The sequence below is a fragment of the Pseudomonas sp. SIMBA_041 genome, from assembly GCF_046535095.1.
GTDB classification, from domain to species: domain Bacteria; phylum Pseudomonadota; class Gammaproteobacteria; order Pseudomonadales; family Pseudomonadaceae; genus Aquipseudomonas; species Aquipseudomonas mucoides.
Window position 1 is genome coordinate 662,167 of the sequence record NZ_JAWRXJ010000001.1, and the last position, 15,506, is coordinate 677,672.

Consider the following 15,506-nt stretch of genomic DNA (forward strand, 5'->3'; position numbering starts at 1 on the left):
TATCAATGTTGAATGTTCCGGCGTCATCGCGAGCAAGCTCGCTCCCACAGTGGTTTGTGTTTTAGTCCACGAATAAGTCGGGCATCAGCTTGTCGTTGGTGCCGGGCTCAAAGCGGTAGTGATCGAATTCGGTCACGCCATGCTCCCGTAGAATCTCCTCATCAATCAGCAATCGCCCGGTGATGCTGCGACCGCTGCTGTCCAGAATGACGTGGGCGGCATCGGCCATGATTTCGGGCGTTCGCGCATGCTTGAACGATTCCCGTGAGCCAAGCTGAAACTCAATAGCGGCGGTGGCGATCATGGTCTGTGGCCACAGCGAATTGACGCTGATGCCGTAATTTTTGAATTCCTCGCTCATGCCAATCGTCAGCATGCTCATGCCGTATTTGGTCACGGTGTAGGGGCTGTACTGGGCAAACCATTGGGTCGCCAGGTTCAGCGGCGGCGACAGGTTGAGAATGTGCCCACCGGTTTTTTTCAGATAGGGCAGGGCAGCCTGGCTGCACAGCAACACGGCGCGGGTGTTGATCTGGTGCATCAGGTCGAAGCGCTTGAGTTCGATGTGTTGAACCCCGGTCAGCTTGATCGCCCCGGCGTTGTTGATCAGCGCATCGATGCCGCCGAAATGTTCGTTGGCCTGGGCGAGCGCGTTGCGCACGGCATCTTCGTCACGCACATCCACCTGCAAGGCCAGCGCCTTGCCTCCCGCTGCCTCAACTTCCTGCGCCACGCTGAAAATCGTGCCCGGCAACTTCGGGTGCGGCTCGGCGCTTTTGGCCGCAATCACAATGTTGGCCCCATCCCGCGCAGCTCGCAGCGCGATCTCACGACCAATCCCACGGCTGGCACCGGTAATGAACAGGGTTTTGCCTTGTAAGGACATGCGTACGCTCCTGATTATTATTGTCTGAGCGGATAGAAATGGCTCGCCAATCAATGTAGACCAAGAGTTTCAGGGTGAGTGATCAGGGGAGGGGGAAAGGGGGGTTGTGGCGAGGGAGCTTGCTCCCGCTGGGCTGCGAAGCGGCCCCGAATACTGAGAATGCGGTCTGTCTGGCAGACCGCATTGGCTGGTTCTACGACGGCTGCGCCGCCGAGCGGGAGCAAGCTCCCTCGCCACAGGGGATCGGGTTGCTGTTTGAAGGAATCAGCGGGACATGACTTCGCGGATGTCGGCGGCCAGTTCGCGTACGCGTTCTTCTTCGGTGTCCCACGAGCACATGAAGCGTGCGCCGCCGTTGCCGATGAAGGTGTAGAAGCGCCAGCCCTTGGCGGTCAGTGCGGCGATGGCCGGTTCCGAGAGTTGCAGGAACACGCCGTTGGCCTGCACCGGGAACATCAGTTCCACGCCCGGGATGTCGCTCACCAGTTCGGCCAGCAACTGTGCGCAGCGGTTGGCGTGGTGGGCGTATTTGAGCCAGGCGTCGTTTTCCAGAATCCCGACCCACGGGGCCGAGAGGAAGCGCATCTTCGAGGCCAGTTGACCGGCCTGTTTGCAGCGGTAGTCGAAGTCTTCAGCCAGTTTGTGGTTGAAGAACAGAATCGCCTCGCCGACCGCCATGCCGTTTTTTGTACCGCCGAAGCACAATACGTCTACGCCGGCCTTCCAGGTCAGGTCTGCCGGGGAGCAGCCGAGGAACGCACACGCATTGGAGAACCGCGCGCCGTCCATGTGCAGGTTCAGGCCTAGCTCTTTGCAGGTGGCGCTGATGGCGCGAATTTCTTCCGGGGTGTAGACGCTGCCGACTTCGGTGGCCTGGGTCAGGGTCACGACGCGCGGTTTCGGGTAGTGAATGTCCTGGCGCTTGAGAGCGACTTCGCGGATCGATTCCGGGGTCAGCTTGCCGTTTTCAGTGCGGGCGATCAGCAGTTTGGAGCCGTTGGAGAAGAATTCCGGTGCGCCGCATTCGTCGGTTTCGACGTGGGCGGTTTCCGAGCAGATCACGCTGTGGTAACTCTGGCACAGCGACGACAGGGCCAGCGAGTTGGCGGCGGTGCCGTTGAAGGCGAAGAACACTTCGCAGTCGGTTTCGAACAGTTTGCGGAAATCGTCGGACGCGCGAGCGGTCCATTCATCGTCGCCGTATGCGCGCTGGTGGCCGTGGTTGGCCTGTTCCATGGCCGCCCAGGCTTCAGGGCAGATACCGGAATAGTTGTCGCTGGCGAATTGTTGGCTCTTATCGGTCATGGCCCTGCTTTCCGTGGTCGAGACGCCTATGGTGAAGCGACTCGTGGTCAATGATGGTGCGCACTTTACCGAAGATCATCCGGGGAGCACACGCGATGCGTCTGACAGAAAAATACAAAGACGACGGGCAATTATGCACATGACTCAACGGGATGGGGCACTGGATCTGCTCAAGTGGCTGGCGCTATTGAGCATGGTGCTCGATCACCTGCGATATGTCGGTTATTCCGTCGATCTGCTGTATGTGCCGGGGCGGCTGGCGTTTCCGTGGTTCTGTCTGGCGATGGCGGTGAATGTTTCCCGTGCACGGGAAGTGCCCCATCAGTGGCGTTATCTGGGCTGGTTGCTGCTGTTCAGTGCCATCAGTGAGATCCCTTACAGGTTGTACATTCCTGATCCCGACACCTTGAACGTGTTGCCCACGTTGGCGCTTGGGCTGTTGGTCGCTCGGGGCTGGCAGCACCCGACGCTGCAATCGCGACTGTTGGCGGTCGCCGCTTTGACGCTGGCGGCAGTGTTCCCGGAGCGACTGATGTTTGGTTTCTTCGGGGTGTTGTTGCCGCTGGCGATGTTGCTGGTGATCCGGCGTCCCTGGTATTTCGCGCTGCTGCCGGGGCTGGTGTGCCTGGCGGCCAATGAATGGCGGGTGCTGATTCAAGCCGCGAAGCTGGGCAATAGTGCTGCGGTGCCAGGCATCGCCGCTTGTCTGATTGCGCCACTGTTGGGGACGCTGCTTTTGCGACATGCCAAAGGCATTCATCCACTGCCGATGCGGCGTTGGGCCTATGCCCTCTATCCGCTGCATTTTTTCCTGTTGCTACTCGTCCGCCAAATCGTCACCTGACCGCTGTGGGAGCAGGTTTGCTCGCGATATCGGTTTGTCATTCAACAGGGATATCGACTGACCCGCCGCCGTCGCGAGCAAGCTCGCTCCCACCGGGATCTCTGGTGGTTCGGGGACCGTGTCCGGTCAGGCATTTCGGCTCATGTCGTAAACGCACCTTTGCGTGGCGTCCGTAGGCATTTGGCCTGTCTGCGCCGGTCATACCATCGCATCCAAAGGGCACTGTCGAAACACCAGTGCCTTACCGAGACGAATGGCGCATAGATGCCGCTGGGAGAGACGCGATGTTCAGCAAGCAAGACCAGATCCAGGGTTACGACGATGCACTGCTGGCGGCGATGAATGCCGAAGAGCAACGTCAGGAAGATCACATCGAGCTGATCGCGTCAGAGAACTACACCAGCAAACGCGTCATGGAAGCGCAAGGCAGTGGCCTGACCAACAAATACGCCGAAGGCTATCCGGGTAAGCGCTACTACGGTGGCTGCGAGCACGTCGACAAGGTTGAAGCCCTGGCCATCGAACGCGCCAAGCAACTGTTCGGTGCCGACTACGCCAACGTCCAGCCGCACTCCGGCTCTTCGGCCAACAGTGCTGTGTATCTGGCGCTGATCCAGCCAGGCGACACCATCCTCGGCATGAGCCTGGCCCACGGTGGTCACCTGACCCACGGCGCCAAAGTGTCGTCCTCGGGCAAGCTGTACAACGCCGTGCAGTACGGCATCGACACTAAAACCGGGTTGATCGATTACGACGAAGTCGAGCGCCTGGCCGTCGAATGCAAGCCAAAAATGATCGTTGCCGGCTTCTCGGCTTACTCCAAGACTCTGGACTTCCCACGTTTCCGTCAGATCGCCGACAAGGTCGGTGCCCTGCTGTTCGTCGACATGGCGCACGTTGCCGGTCTGGTCGCTGCTGGTCTGTACCCGAATCCGCTGCCGTACGCTGATGTGGTGACTACCACCACTCACAAGACCCTGCGCGGTCCACGTGGCGGCCTGATCCTGGCCAAGGCCAACGAAGAAATCGAGAAGAAGCTCAACGCCGCCGTTTTCCCGGGGGCCCAGGGCGGCCCGCTGATGCACGTGATCGCTGGTAAAGCGGTGTGCTTCAAGGAAGCGCTGGAGCCGAGCTTCAAGGCTTACCAACAACAAGTGATCGACAACGCCCAGGCCATGGCCGGCGTGTTTATCAAACGCGGCTACGATGTAGTGTCCGGCGGTACCGATAACCATCTGTTCCTGGTCAGCCTGATCCGTCAGGGCCTCACCGGCAAAGACGCGGATGCAGCACTCGGTCGCGCCCACATCACTGTGAACAAGAACGCTGTCCCGAATGATCCACAGTCGCCGTTCGTCACCTCCGGCCTGCGCATCGGCACCCCGGCGGTGACCACGCGCGGCTTCAAGGTGACCCAGTGCGTCACGTTGGCCGGCTGGATCTGCGACATCCTCGACAACCTCGGCGATGCCGATGTCGAGGCCAATGTTGCGCAGCAAGTATCGGCCCTGTGCGCGGACTTCCCGGTTTATCGCTGAGCGCGGTTTTGGAGTAAATGACTATGCAACGCTACTCGGGCTTCGGCCTCTTCAAACACTCCCTCAGCCATCACGAAAACTGGCAGAAAATGTGGCGCACGCCGACCCCGAAAAAGGTCTATGACGTAGTCATCGTCGGCGGTGGCGGGCATGGTCTGGCGACCGCCTACTACCTCGCCAAGGAACACGGCATCACCAACGTGGCCGTGGTCGAGAAAGGCTGGCTGGGCGGCGGTAACACCGCGCGCAACACCACCATCGTTCGCTCCAACTACCTGTGGGACGAGTCGGCGCACCTGTACGAACACGCGATGAAACTGTGGGAAGGCCTGTCCCAGGACCTGAACTACAACGTGATGTTCTCCCAGCGCGGCGTTTACAACCTGTGCCACACCCTGCAGGACATTCGTGATTCCGAGCGTCGGGTCAGTGCCAACCGCCTCAACGGCGTGGACGGTGAACTGCTCGATGCCAAACAAGTAGCCGACGAGATTCCGTACCTCGACTGCTCGAAAAACACCCGCTACCCGGTGATGGGCGCGACCGTCCAGCGTCGCGGCGGCGTGGCCCGTCACGATGCCGTGGCCTGGGGCTTTGCCCGTGCCGCCGACGCCTTGGGCGTGGACCTGATCCAGCAGACCGAAGTGATCGGTTTCCGCAAGGAAAACGGCGTGTGCATCGGTGTTGAAACCAATAAGGGCTTCATCGGCGCCAAGCGCGTCGGTGTGGTCACTGCCGGTAACTCCGGGCACATGGCCAAACTCGCCGGTTTCCGTCTGCCGATCGAATCGCACCCGCTGCAAGCGCTGGTGTCCGAGCCGATCAAGCCGATTATCGACAGCGTGATCATGTCCAACGCCGTACACGGTTACATCAGTCAGTCCGACAAGGGCGACCTGGTGATCGGCGCCGGTATCGACGGCTACAACGGCTACGGCCAGCGCGGTTCGTACCCGGTGATCGAACACACGATTCAAGCCATCGTCGAGATGTTCCCGGTACTGTCCCGCGTCCGCATGAACCGGCAGTGGGGCGGCATCGTCGACACCACGCCTGATGCCTGCCCGATCATTTCGAAAACGCCGGTACCGAACATGTTCTTCAACTGCGGTTGGGGTACCGGTGGCTTCAAGGCGACACCTGGCTCGGGCAACGTGTTTGCCGCGAGTCTGGCCAAGGGTGAAATGCACCCATTGGCTGCACCTTTCTCCATCGACCGTTTCCACAACGGTGCGTTGATCGATGAACACGGCGCTGCTGCGGTTGCCCACTAACAGGAGAAATCCCCATGTTGCATATCTTCTGTCCTCACTGCGGCGAACTGCGCTCCGAAGAGGAATTTCATGCATCCGGCCAGGCGCACATCCCGCGCCCACTGGACCCGACCACCTGCACCGACGAGGAGTGGGGCGACTACATGTTCTTCCGCGATAACCCTCGCGGCCTGCACCACGAGTTGTGGGACCACGTTGCCGGTTGCCGTCAGTACTTCAACGTCACCCGCGACACCGTGACCTACGAGATTCTCGAGACCTACAAGATCGGCACCAAGCCGCAGTTCACCGACAAGACTGAAAGTCCGAAAGCGGCCGCGCAGGCTCTGGGAGCTAAGGTATGAGCCAGATCAATCGCCTGTCCAACGGTGGACGGATCGACCGCAACAAAGTGCTGAACTTCACCTTCAACGGCCAGAGCTACAAAGGCTTTGAAGGCGACTCGCTGGCCGCTGCACTGCTGGCCAACGGCGTCGACATCATCGGTCGCAGCTTCAAGTATTCCCGTCCGCGCGGCATCTTCGCGGCGGGCGCTGAAGAGCCAAACGCCGTGCTGCAGATCGGCGCGACTGAAGCCACGCAGATTCCAAACGTACGCGCCACGCAACAAGCGCTGTATCAAGGCCTGGTCGCCACCAGCACCAACGGCTGGCCAAGCGTGAACAACGACATGATGGGGATTCTCGGCAAGGTCGGCGGCAAGCTGATGCCACCGGGCTTCTACTACAAAACCTTCATGTACCCGCAATCGTTCTGGATGACTTACGAGAAGTACATTCGTAAAGCCGCCGGTCTTGGCCGCTCGCCAACCGAGAACGACCCGGACACCTACGACTACATGAACCAGCACTGCGACGTGCTGATCGTCGGCGCTGGCCCTGCTGGCCTGGCGGCTGCACTGGCTGCTGCGCGCAGCGGTGCCCGAGTGATTCTCGCCGATGAGCAGGAAGAGTTCGGCGGCAGCCTGCTCGACTCCCGCGAAAGCCTCGACGGCAAGCCTGCTGCCGAATGGATCGCCAGCGTCATCGCCGAACTGAAAGACACCCCGGACGTGCTGCTGTTGCCGCGCGCCACGGTCAACGGTTACCACGACCACAACTTCCTGACCATCCACGAGCGCCTGACCGATCACCTCGGCGACCGTGCTCCGATTGGCCAGGTGCGTCAGCGCATCCACCGCGTTCGCGCCAAACGTGTCGTGCTGGCGACCGGCGCTCACGAGCGTCCGCTGGTCTACGGCAACAACGACGTGCCGGGCAACATGCTTGCTGGTGCTGTGTCGACTTACGTGCGCCGCTACGGCGTGGCACCGGGCAAAAAACTGGTGCTGTCGACCAACAACGATCACGCCTACCGCGTTGCTCTGGACTGGCTCGACGCCAGCCTGCAAGTCGTCGCTATCGCCGACGCCCGCAGCAATCCTCGTGGCGCTTTGGTTGAAGAAGCACGTGCCAAAGGCATCCGCATCCTGACCGGCAGCGCCGTGATCGAAGCCCGTGGCAGCAAGCACGTGACGGCGGCTCGTGTGGCGGCTATTGATGTCAAAGCACACGCCGTGACCAGTCCTGGCGAGTGGCTCGAATGCGACTTGGTTGCCAGCTCCGGTGGTTACAGCCCGGTGGTTCACTTGGCGTCGCACTTGGGTGGCAAGCCGATCTGGCGCGAAGACATCCTCGGTTTCGTACCGGGCGAAGCACCGCAAAAACGCGTGTGCGTCGGTGGTATCAACGGTGTCTACGGCCTCGGCGATTCCCTGGCCGACGGTTTTGAAGGGGGCGCTCGCGCCGCTGCCGAAGCCGGGTTCCAAACGGTCGAAGGCGTACTGCCAAAAGCCTTGAGCCGTCTGGAAGAGCCAACGCTGGCGCTGTTCCAGGTGCCCCACGAAAAAGCCACCGCACGGGCGCCGAAGCAATTCGTCGACCTGCAAAACGACGTCACCGCTGCCGCCATCGAGCTGGCGACCCGCGAAGGCTTCGAGTCGGTCGAGCACGTCAAACGCTACACCGCACTGGGCTTCGGTACCGACCAGGGCAAGCTCGGCAACGTCAACGGCCTGGCCATCGCTGCCCGTTCGCTGAACGTGACCATCCCGCAGATGGGCACCACCATGTTCCGCCCTAACTACACGCCGGTGACGTTCGGCGCCGTGGCCGGTCGTCACTGTGGGCACATCTTCGAGCCGGTCCGTCACACCGCACTGCATCACTGGCACGTGAAAAACGGCGCTGAGTTTGAAGATGTCGGTCAGTGGAAACGTCCGTGGTACTTCCCGAAAAGCGGTGAAGACATTCATGCCGCGGTGAAACGCGAATGCAAAGCCGTGCGCGACAGTGTTGGTCTGCTGGATGCGTCGACCCTGGGCAAGATCGATATCCAGGGCCCGGATTGCCGTGAGTTCCTCAACCGCATCTACACCAACGCCTGGACCAAGCTCGACGTGGGCAAGGCGCGCTACGGCCTGATGTGCAAAGAAGACGGCATGGTCTTCGACGACGGCGTCACCGCTTGCCTCGCCGACAACCATTTCGTGATGACCACCACCACCGGCGGCGCTGCACGCGTGCTGCAATGGCTGGAAATCTACCACCAGACCGAATGGCCGGAGCTGAAGGTGTACTTCACCTCCGTGACAGATCACTGGGCAACCATGACCCTGTCCGGGCCGAACAGCCGCAAGCTGCTCAGCCACGTCACCGACATCGACCTGAGCAACGAAGCCTTCCCGTTCATGACCTGGAAAGAAGGTCTGGTCGGTGGTGTGCCGGCGCGGGTGTTCCGGATTTCGTTTACCGGTGAGCTGTCGTACGAAGTCAACGTGCAAGCCGACTACGCCATGGGCGTGCTCGAGAAAATCGTCGAGGCCGGCAAGCCATACAACCTGACGCCGTACGGCACCGAGACCATGCACATCCTGCGGGCCGAGAAGGGTTTCATCATTGTCGGCCAGGACACTGACGGCTCGATGACGCCGGATGACTTGAACATGGGCTGGTGCGTCGGTCGCACCAAACCGTTCTCGTGGATCGGTCAGCGTGGCATGAACCGCGAAGACTGCGTGCGTGATCAACGCAAGCAACTGGTGGGCCTGAAGCCGATCGATCCGACCAAATGGCTGCCGGAAGGTGCGCAACTGGTGTTCAACACCAAGCAAGCGATCCCGATGACCATGGTTGGCCACGTGACCTCCAGCTACTTGCACAACTCCCTGGGCTATTCATTTGCCATGGGCGTGGTGAAAGGCGGGTTGAAGCGTATCGGTGAGCGTGTGTTCGCACCGCTGGCGGATGGCAGCGTGATCGAGGCGGAAATTGTTTCTTCGGTGTTCTTCGATCCTAAGGGTGATCGCCAGAACATCTGACACCACAGAACCTGTGGGAGCGTGGCTTGCCCGCGATGAACGATAGCGCGGTGCCTCAGGCAGACCGAGTTGCTCCCATCGCGGGCAAGCCCGCTCCCACAGGGAAACGAATTCAGGAAAGGTGCTTTATGACCGCAGCCAATGTTTACCAACAACGCCCAACCACCGGGGCCAAGGCCGAGTCGTCGCTGCATCATGCCGACCTCGCCAGCCTGGCGGGCAAGGGCCGCAAAAACGCCGGCGTGACCGTGCGTGAGAAGAAACTCCTCGGCCACCTGACCATCCGTGGCGATGGCCACGATGCTGCGTTTGCCGCCGGCGTACACAAGGCGCTTGGCATCGAATTGCCGGGTGCGCTGACCGTCGTCATCAAAGGCGAAACCAGCCTGCAATGGATGGGGCCGGATGAGTGGCTGCTGATCGTGCCGACCGGTGAAGAATTTGCCGCCGAGCAAAAACTGCGTGAAGCGCTGGGCGACCTGCACATCGCAATCACCAACGTCAGCGGCGGCCAGCAGATCCTCGAACTGAGCGGCCCGAACGTGCGCCAGGTGCTGATGAAATCCACCAGCTACGACGTGCACCCCAACAGCTTCCCGGTGGGCAAGGCCGTGGGCACGGTGTTCGCCAAGTCGCAACTGGTGATTCGCCATACCGCTGAAGACACTTGGGAACTGCTGATCCGCCGCAGCTTCTCGGATTACTGGTGGTTGTGGTTGCAGGATGCGGCCGCTGAATACGGCCTGAGCGTCCAGGCTTAATGATCGTTCCCCTGTGGCGAGGGAGCTTGCTCCCGCTCGGCTGCGCAGCAGTCGTAAAACCTGAGCCCGCATTCCTCCTGAGTGAATGCGGTCGCTGATTTTGGGGTCGCTTCGCAACCCAGCGGGAGCAAGCTCCCTCGCCACAGGTCTTCGCAGCCGTGTAGGTATTTTCGAACAGGAGTCACCGCACTATGAGCCGCGCCCCAGACACATGGATTCTGACCGCCGACTGCCCCAGCGTCCTCGGCACCGTGGACGCGGTGACCCGCTTTCTGTTCGAGCAGGGCTGCTACGTCACCGAGCACCACTCCTTCGATGACCGGCTCTCGGGCCGCTTCTTCATTCGCGTGGAATTCCGTCAGCCCGAAGGCTTCGACGAGCAAGCCTTCCGCGCCGGACTGGAAGAACGTGGCAAAGCCTTCGGCATGGTCTTCGAACTGACACCACCGAACTACCGGCCAAAAGTGGTGATCATGGTCTCCAAGGCCGATCACTGCCTCAACGACTTGCTCTATCGCCAGCGCATCGGCCAGTTGTCGATGGACGTGGCCGCCGTGGTTTCCAACCACCCCGACCTCAAGCCGCTGGCCGACTGGCACCAGATTCCGTACTACCACTTCCCGCTGGACCCCAACGACAAGCCGTCGCAGGAGCGTCAGGTATGGCAGGTGATCGAAGAGTCCGGCGCCGAACTGGTGATTCTTGCGCGCTACATGCAAGTCCTGTCGCCAGAGCTGTGCCGCAAACTCGACGGCAAGGCGATCAACATCCATCACTCCCTGCTGCCCGGTTTCAAGGGTGCCAAGCCGTATCACCAAGCCTACAACAAGGGTGTGAAACTGGTTGGCGCGACGGCGCATTACATCAACAACGACCTGGACGAGGGGCCGATTATTGCCCAGGGCGTGGAGGCGGTGGACCACAGTCATTACCCGGAAGACCTGATCGCCAAGGGGCGGGATATCGAAGGGCTGACCCTGGCGCGGGCGGTGGGTTATCACATTGAACGACGAGTATTTTTGAACGCCAATCGCACCGTCGTTCTCTAGATTGCTATCGCGAGCAAGCTCGCTCCCACAGGGTTTTGTGTCGTTCACAAGTCTTGTGGTCAACCGCTGCCACTGTGGGAGCGGGCTTGCCCGCGATGAGGCCCCAACAGACAAAGCAAAGACACACAGGCAATAACCCGAGCAATCAACGCGCCGCCGCTCCATGGCGACGCGACCGCTACATAAAAACAACAGCGAGGTGAAAGCATGTCTGGCAATCGTGGTGTGGTGTATCTCGGCAATGGCAAAGTCGAAATACAGAAAATCGACTATCCGAAAATGCAGGACCCGCGCGGCAGGAAGATTAATCACGCTGTCATCCTGCGTGTGGTTTCCACCAACATCTGTGGTTCCGACCAGCACATGGTGCGCGGCCGCACCACCGCTCAGACCGGTCTGGTGCTCGGCCACGAGATCACCGGCGAAGTCATCGAGAAGGGCAGCGACGTCGAAAACCTGCAAATCGGCGATCTGGTGTCCGTACCGTTCAACGTCGCTTGCGGGCGCTGCCGTTCCTGCAAAGAGATGCACACCGGTGTCTGCCTCAGCGTCAACCCGGCCCGTCCGGGCGGTGCTTATGGTTATGTCGATATGGGCGACTGGACCGGCGGCCAGGCCGAATACGCGATGGTGCCGTACGCTGACTTCAACCTGCTGAAACTGCCGGATCGCGATCGCGCGATGGAAAAAATCCGCGACCTGACCTGCCTCTCCGACATCCTGCCAACCGGTTACCACGGCGCCGTGACGGCGGGTGTTGGCCCAGGCAGCACCGTGTACATCGCGGGTGCCGGTCCGGTCGGTCTGGCAGCCGCCGCTTCCGCTCGCCTGTTGGGCGCGGCAGTGGTGATCATCGGTGACGTCAATACCGTTCGCCTGGCGCACGCCAAGGCACAGGGTTTTGAAATCGCCGACCTGTCCCTGGACACGCCGCTGCACGAACAAATCGCTGCGCTGCTGGGCGAGCCGGAAGTGGATTGCGCTGTCGACGCCGTAGGCTTCGAAGCGCGCGGTCACGGCCATGACGGCGTGAAACACGAGGCCCCTGCCACCGTGCTCAATTCGCTGATGGGGGTGGTTCGTGTCGCCGGTAAAATCGGTATTCCAGGCCTCTATGTGACTGAAGACCCGGGTGCTGTAGATGCCGCCGCGAAAATGGGCAGCCTGAGCATTCGCTTTGGTCTGGGCTGGGCCAAATCCCACAGCTTCCACACCGGCCAGACGCCGGTGATGAAGTACAACCGCCAACTGATGCAGGCGATCATGTGGGACCGCATTCACATTGCCGACATCGTTGGCGTGGAAGTCATCAGCCTGGATGACGCGCCACGTGGTTACGGCGAGTTCGATGCGGGCGTGCCGAAGAAGTTTGTGATCGATCCGCACAAACTGTTCAGCGCGGCGTAAGCGTTACGCAAGACGGGAGAAGGGCGACAGAGATGTCGCCCTTTTTTATTTATTGCTGCTGTTGAATGAGCACTCGCTGATGGACTTCGTGCAGTGATTTGATTTGTCCCAAACTCCAGGTGCTGGCTTCCAATCTTTCACATTATCGAGAACCATCGCTATTTTCCCGTAGCGACAGCTCATTTGACTGACGGTCATGGGGAGGCCGTCCTCGCCTTCGTCTTCGGTGATGTAGGCCGCGCTTTCGAAGCTGAAAGAGGGGGCTTCGGTCTGCCAGTACTCACCTTTCCAGATCCGGCCCGACTTGTCTTTTGCGGTAAAAACGTTGTCTGCCTGTTTGAAAGTTGATGGATCAGGACAGGTGTCTGCGTAGGCGAAGTTGCTGATGGTCAGAATCGCAAAGGTGCTTGAAATAATAGTTGTGCGCAAAACGCTCTCCTTGTGTGTTTAATGTCCATGCGGCACACAAGTAATGTTGAGTGCTGTGGAGTTGTGAAGTTATAGGCAGGTAGCTAAGTGCCGACTGTCAGAGCTAACTCAAGTTAATTGGTTTTTTTGCGTCTAATTATTTGAATGTTTGTCGCGTAGTACCGGCCGTTATCACCTGGGACGATGTCATACGTTACGGTATCCCCTGCAACTGGGAGATTAAGTTGTGCGATGGTGGTTGGCTACTGTCAGATCTAACAGTTTTTTATGAGGGTTCGGCGTAATAAATAACCTTTTTATAATTTGAGACAGACATTGATGTTTTCATTGCTACTGGTCTTGCTTAGTTACAGCGAAAAAAATGGCAACACCAGCAAGGAACAACACCGCCAAAACCCCGGTCAAACCGGCAGTTTTCCCGTCCGCTCACAGGCGGTTTTCATGGCACAAGAGGATGTCTGAATGAAGATTTCACGCGGTTTGGCACTGGCTTCGCTGATGACCCTTGCGGCCAGCCCGGTCTTCGCCGGGTTCAGCCTGGACGATGTGACCAAAGCGGCCTCAAGCATGCAGGGCGGTAATACAGCCGCCGCCGCGGCGCCGACTTCAGAAACGGCCGGTTTGTTGAGCGCGCTCAGCCAATTGAACGTGACACCTCAACAGGCCGTCGGCGGGACTGGGGCGATGCTGGGGCTGGCGAAGAATCAGTTGAGCTCGACCGATTACTCGGAACTGGCCAAAAGCGTTCCGGGCATCGACAAGTTGTCCGGCGGCGGTGAGCTGGGCGCGCTGGCCGGCCTGCTTGGGTCTTCCGGCAAGGCGGCCGGTCTGGACAATGCCTTGGGTGCCGTGAAGAACACCAATGATCTGAACAACGCTTTTAGCGAGTTGGGCATGGACAGCGGCATGATCGGCCAGTTTGCCCCGGTGCTGTTGCAATACCTCGGTCAGCAGGGCGTTGGTGGCTCGTTGCTGGAAAGCCTGGGCAGCATCTGGGGCGCCGGCACCGGCAGTTGATTCAACGGCGCTCGGCGCGCAATGCGTCGATACGCTGGTCTTTTTCGATCCAGAGCTGGTTGACCCAGTTCTGGATTTTTTCGCGAAACAGCGGATCGTTTTCGTAATCGCCTTGCCACAGCGCGGGGTCTAGTTCGCGGGTCTTGATGTCGATGATGACCCTCGGCACATTACCGCTGATCAAATCCCAGAACCCCGGAATCGCCTGTTGCGGATACACCACCGTCACATCGAGCACGGCATCCAGCTGTTCGCCCAATGCCGCCAGCACAAACGCCACGCCGCCTGCCTTGGGCCGAAGCAGGTGAGTGAAGGGTGATTGCTGCTGGGCGCTTTTCGCGGCGGTGTAGCGAGTGCCTTCGAGGTAGTTGACCACCGTCACCGGCTGACGCTTGAACAGCTCGCACGCCGCTTTGGTGATCTCCAGATCCTTGCCGGCCAACTCCGGGTGCCTGGCCAGGTAGGCCTTGGTGTAACGCTTCATGAACGGGTAATCCAGCGCCCACCATGCCAGCCCCAGGAACGGCACCCAGATCAGCTCTTTCTTGAGGAAGAACTTGAAGAACGGCGTGCGCCGGTTGAGGGTCTGGATCAACGCCGGGATATCAACCCAGGATTGATGGTTGCTGATCACCAGGTAAGACGTGTCGACGCGCAGGCCTTCGCCGCCGCGGATGTCCCAGCGGGTCGGGATGCATAGACGGAAGATCAGTTTGTCGATCTCGGCCCAGGTCTCGGCGATCCACATCACGGCCCATGAGGCGTAGTCGCGATAGCGACCGGGCAGGACCAGTTTGAGCAGGGCAAATACCATCAGCGGCCCGATCAGGACCAGGGTGTTGAGCAACAGCAGCAGGGTGACGAAACAGCCGGTGAGCAGGCGGCGCATAAGTAACTCTTGGGATCATGTGGGCGCGCCATGATAAGCAGCTTCGGGCGGGAGGCCAAATCGGGGGTGACGAATGTTTCACCTTTGGGGCGTTAATCTTGCGACACGCTCGCTCCCACGCAGAGCGTGGGAACGATCTACTCGACAACGGTCTAACATCCCGCTGCCCACTCCTTATGGATGCCCATTACGTGAAATCGATCCTCGCACTGCTTTCCCTGGTGGCCCTGCCAGTCCTGGCCGCCGAGCCGACCCTGTACGGGCGTTACGAATACATCGCGCTGCCGGAAATCGGCGGCGAAGTGCTCAAGGCCAAGATGGACACCGGTGCCCTGACCGCGTCGCTGTCGGCCAAGGACATCGAAACCTTCACCCGCGACGGCGAAGACTGGGTACGTTTTCGCCTTGCCACCAAGGACGCCAGCAACAAGGTCTACGAACACAAGGTCGCGCGGATCAGCAAGATCAAGACCCGTTCCGAAGAAGAGGACGATGACAAGGAGGCGACCGAGCCCACCAAGCGTCCGGTGGTCGATCTGGAGCTGTGCCTGGGCAACGTCAAGCGCACCGTCGAGGTCAACCTGACCGACCGCAGCAGCTTCAACTACCCTTTGCTGATCGGCGCCAAAGCCTTGCGTGAATTCGGCGCGGCGGTGAACCCGGCACGCCGTTTTACCGCCGACAAACCCGATTGCTGAATTCAAGTGGTCTCATTGACGTGACGTGAGCCTTGGGGCACCGTTCGCCCA

The 15,506-nt window shown here is 60.0% G+C and carries 14 protein-coding genes; 10 read left to right on the forward strand and 4 right to left on the reverse strand.

What is annotated here, in order from left to right; all coding sequences use genetic code 11:
- Nucleotides 1-61: 61 nt before the first annotated feature.
- Both SB725_RS03095 and SB725_RS03100 read right to left on the reverse strand, forming a co-directional pair.
- The gene (locus SB725_RS03095; RefSeq protein WP_027926662.1) at nucleotides 62-886 is read right to left on the reverse strand and encodes an SDR family oxidoreductase; all 825 of its coding nucleotides are present in this window, start codon (nucleotides 884-886) and stop codon (nucleotides 62-64) included.
- Nucleotides 887-1,150: 264 nt separating this feature from the next.
- Nucleotides 1,151-2,191: a low specificity L-threonine aldolase gene (locus tag SB725_RS03100; RefSeq protein WP_027926663.1), complete on the reverse strand. Its 1,041-nt coding sequence runs from the start codon at nucleotides 2,189-2,191 to the stop codon at nucleotides 1,151-1,153.
- A 133-nt stretch (nucleotides 2,192-2,324) separates the two neighbouring features.
- Here SB725_RS03100 and SB725_RS03105 point away from each other — a divergent pair, with 133 nt between their 5' ends.
- From SB725_RS03105 to fdhA, 8 genes are all read left to right on the forward strand, one after another.
- The gene (locus SB725_RS03105) at nucleotides 2,325-3,035 is read left to right on the forward strand and encodes a TraX family protein (protein ID WP_027926664.1); all 711 of its coding nucleotides are present in this window, start codon (nucleotides 2,325-2,327) and stop codon (nucleotides 3,033-3,035) included.
- A gap of 284 nt (nucleotides 3,036-3,319) precedes the next feature.
- Nucleotides 3,320-4,573 carry a serine hydroxymethyltransferase gene (glyA, locus tag SB725_RS03110; RefSeq protein WP_027926665.1) on the forward strand — a complete coding sequence of 418 codons (1,254 nt, stop codon included), beginning with the start codon at nucleotides 3,320-3,322 and terminating at the stop codon, nucleotides 4,571-4,573.
- Nucleotides 4,574-4,596: 23 nt separating this feature from the next.
- Nucleotides 4,597-5,847 (forward strand): sarcosine oxidase subunit beta, encoded by a 1,251-nt coding sequence (locus SB725_RS03115; protein ID WP_007947735.1) that lies wholly within the window; start codon nucleotides 4,597-4,599, stop codon nucleotides 5,845-5,847.
- Nucleotides 5,848-5,861: 14 nt separating this feature from the next.
- A complete protein-coding gene (locus SB725_RS03120; protein ID WP_007947734.1) occupies nucleotides 5,862-6,191 on the forward strand; it encodes a sarcosine oxidase subunit delta in 330 nt (109 codons plus the stop codon).
- Nucleotides 6,188-9,205 carry a sarcosine oxidase subunit alpha gene (locus tag SB725_RS03125; protein ID WP_027926667.1) on the forward strand — a complete coding sequence of 1,006 codons (3,018 nt, stop codon included), beginning with the start codon at nucleotides 6,188-6,190 and terminating at the stop codon, nucleotides 9,203-9,205. The genes SB725_RS03120 and SB725_RS03125 overlap by 4 nt, the downstream gene beginning before the upstream one ends.
- 128 nt (nucleotides 9,206-9,333) lie before the next feature.
- Nucleotides 9,334-9,966: a sarcosine oxidase subunit gamma gene (locus SB725_RS03130; RefSeq protein WP_027926668.1), complete on the forward strand. Its 633-nt coding sequence runs from the start codon at nucleotides 9,334-9,336 to the stop codon at nucleotides 9,964-9,966.
- Nucleotides 9,967-10,157: 191 nt separating this feature from the next.
- A complete protein-coding gene (purU, locus tag SB725_RS03135; protein ID WP_027926669.1) occupies nucleotides 10,158-11,015 on the forward strand; it encodes a formyltetrahydrofolate deformylase in 858 nt (285 codons plus the stop codon).
- A gap of 207 nt (nucleotides 11,016-11,222) precedes the next feature.
- A complete protein-coding gene (gene fdhA, locus SB725_RS03140; RefSeq protein ID WP_007947729.1) occupies nucleotides 11,223-12,422 on the forward strand; it encodes a formaldehyde dehydrogenase, glutathione-independent in 1,200 nt (399 codons plus the stop codon).
- 45 nt (nucleotides 12,423-12,467) lie between these two features.
- On the opposite strand, the gene SB725_RS03145 is transcribed toward fdhA, so the two are convergent.
- Nucleotides 12,468-12,851, reverse strand: coding sequence for a DUF3757 domain-containing protein (locus tag SB725_RS03145; protein WP_027926670.1), 384 nt, complete (start codon nucleotides 12,849-12,851; stop codon nucleotides 12,468-12,470).
- A gap of 462 nt (nucleotides 12,852-13,313) precedes the next feature.
- On the opposite strand from SB725_RS03145, the gene SB725_RS03150 reads away from it, so the two are divergent.
- A complete protein-coding gene (locus tag SB725_RS03150) occupies nucleotides 13,314-13,868 on the forward strand; it encodes a DUF2780 domain-containing protein (RefSeq protein ID WP_059183050.1) in 555 nt (184 codons plus the stop codon).
- A 1-nt stretch (nucleotide 13,869) separates the two neighbouring features.
- Here SB725_RS03150 and SB725_RS03155 read toward each other — a convergent pair whose 3' ends face one another.
- Entirely contained in the window at nucleotides 13,870-14,757 is an 888-nt protein-coding gene (locus SB725_RS03155; RefSeq protein WP_027926672.1) for an acyltransferase, read from the reverse strand.
- A gap of 191 nt (nucleotides 14,758-14,948) precedes the next feature.
- On the opposite strand from SB725_RS03155, the gene SB725_RS03160 reads away from it, so the two are divergent.
- Nucleotides 14,949-15,455 carry an ATP-dependent zinc protease gene (locus SB725_RS03160; RefSeq protein ID WP_027926673.1) on the forward strand — a complete coding sequence of 169 codons (507 nt, stop codon included), beginning with the start codon at nucleotides 14,949-14,951 and terminating at the stop codon, nucleotides 15,453-15,455.
- The last annotated feature ends 51 nt before the right edge of the window (nucleotides 15,456-15,506 follow it).

Bases quoted from the DNA above. Each gene is read 5' to 3' on its own strand.
- SB725_RS03095 (WP_027926662.1), bottom strand. From the start codon at position 886: ATGTCCTTACAAGGCAAAACCCTGTTCATTACCGGTGCCAGCCGTGGG.
- SB725_RS03100 (WP_027926663.1), bottom strand. From the start codon at position 2,191: ATGACCGATAAGAGCCAACAATTCGCCAGCGACAACTATTCCGGTATC.
- SB725_RS03105 (WP_027926664.1), top strand. From the start codon at position 2,325: ATGCACATGACTCAACGGGATGGGGCACTGGATCTGCTCAAGTGGCTG.
- glyA (WP_027926665.1), top strand. From the start codon at position 3,320: ATGTTCAGCAAGCAAGACCAGATCCAGGGTTACGACGATGCACTGCTG.
- SB725_RS03115 (WP_007947735.1), top strand. From the start codon at position 4,597: ATGCAACGCTACTCGGGCTTCGGCCTCTTCAAACACTCCCTCAGCCAT.
- SB725_RS03120 (WP_007947734.1), top strand. From the start codon at position 5,862: ATGTTGCATATCTTCTGTCCTCACTGCGGCGAACTGCGCTCCGAAGAG.
- SB725_RS03125 (WP_027926667.1), top strand. From the start codon at position 6,188: ATGAGCCAGATCAATCGCCTGTCCAACGGTGGACGGATCGACCGCAAC.
- SB725_RS03130 (WP_027926668.1), top strand. From the start codon at position 9,334: ATGACCGCAGCCAATGTTTACCAACAACGCCCAACCACCGGGGCCAAG.
- purU (WP_027926669.1), top strand. From the start codon at position 10,158: ATGAGCCGCGCCCCAGACACATGGATTCTGACCGCCGACTGCCCCAGC.
- fdhA (WP_007947729.1), top strand. From the start codon at position 11,223: ATGTCTGGCAATCGTGGTGTGGTGTATCTCGGCAATGGCAAAGTCGAA.
- SB725_RS03150 (WP_059183050.1), top strand. From the start codon at position 13,314: ATGAAGATTTCACGCGGTTTGGCACTGGCTTCGCTGATGACCCTTGCG.
- SB725_RS03155 (WP_027926672.1), bottom strand. From the start codon at position 14,757: ATGCGCCGCCTGCTCACCGGCTGTTTCGTCACCCTGCTGCTGTTGCTC.